This is a genomic window from Hymenobacter agri, assembly GCF_054778495.1.
The window spans coordinates 1-1047 of the sequence record NZ_BAAGZM010000996.1 but is presented as its reverse complement, the minus strand read 5'-3'; the positions used below and the strand labels follow the sequence as shown (position 1 = coordinate 1047).

Genomic DNA, 1047 nt, shown 5'->3' with positions numbered 1-1047 from the left:
TGGGGCCGAGGTGCAGAGCCGGGAGCCGCTACCGGAAACCATGCTGCCCGCCGGGCGCTACCGCTACCGGGGCGGCCAGCTGCGGCGGGTGGGGAGGTAGCGATTATAGTCCGAACGGAGGCAGCCTATATAACGGGCAGTTGCGGCTGGCTGCTCACGACCTCCGCAGCTCCGCCCGCCAACCGTTTCCGGACCACAAACCTTCCATCCGGACTACAAACCTTCTCTTAGTGGTCGTAGCTCACGACGCGGGTGATTTTCCAGGTGTCGCCCTGCTGCTGCCACACCATCACGAACTTGGAGTTGCCGCAATCCTGGCGGCCGTTTTCCTGATGGCAGAAGCGCTGGGTGGCAATGTGCGTGGCCCCGTAGCCTTTGATGGGGTACACCTCCAGCGTACCCGGCACGAGGGTGCGGCTGATGTCGGGGCTTTGGGCAAACAGGCGGGCGAAGCTGTCGCGGGTCTGGGCGAAGTTGCTCAGGCCGCCTTTGTCGTGGTAGAACTCCAGATTGTCGGCGAAGAAGCCCATGAGCCGGTTCACGTCGTGGGCGTTGAAGGCAGCGAACAGCTCGGCATCGAGGCGGGCCACGGTACGGGTGAGTTCGCTGGGCGCGGCCGGCGGGGGCGGGGCGGCTTGGGCGTGGGCACCGGGGGCCGCCAGGGCCATCAACAATGGGAGGGCGAGGAGAAAACGGCGCATGATGGGGCGGAGGCAACGACGCCAATTGGCGTCTCGTCGTAAGGCAATACGGTTCGACGATTGTTCAACCGTCAGGCGCAAATATGCGTCGCTACACCTGCCCGGTACTGGCTGGCGGCTGCCAGCCCTGCCGCCCGGCCCCATCTTTGCCCCATGCTCTCCGAACCCACCTATCTCACGGCCCGCATGGCCGCCCCTATGATTGAAGCCAACTTCGCCCGGCACCGCGCGGCCAGCGTGGAGGACGAAAAACGCCTGGCCTCGCCGCCGGCCGCGCAGTGGGTGGAGGCCGTGATTGACGTGGCGTTCTGGGCCAGCCTAGGGCGCGAGGAGGGCCACTCGCCGC

General features: G+C 66.4%; 2 protein-coding genes. One reads left to right on the top strand and one right to left on the bottom strand.

What is annotated here, in order from left to right; all coding sequences use genetic code 11:
• Window positions 1–227: 227 nt before the first annotated feature.
• Complete coding sequence (locus ACYVDE_RS23980; RefSeq protein ID WP_460504037.1) at window positions 228–701, bottom strand: nuclear transport factor 2 family protein; 474 nt, start codon at window positions 699–701, stop codon at window positions 228–230.
• 153 nt (window positions 702–854) lie between these two features.
• Between ACYVDE_RS23980 and ACYVDE_RS23975 the strand changes: the two genes are divergently transcribed.
• A partial coding sequence (locus ACYVDE_RS23975; RefSeq protein ID WP_460504036.1) for a putative sensor domain DACNV-containing protein occupies window positions 855–1047 on the top strand: 193 nt, incomplete at its 3' end.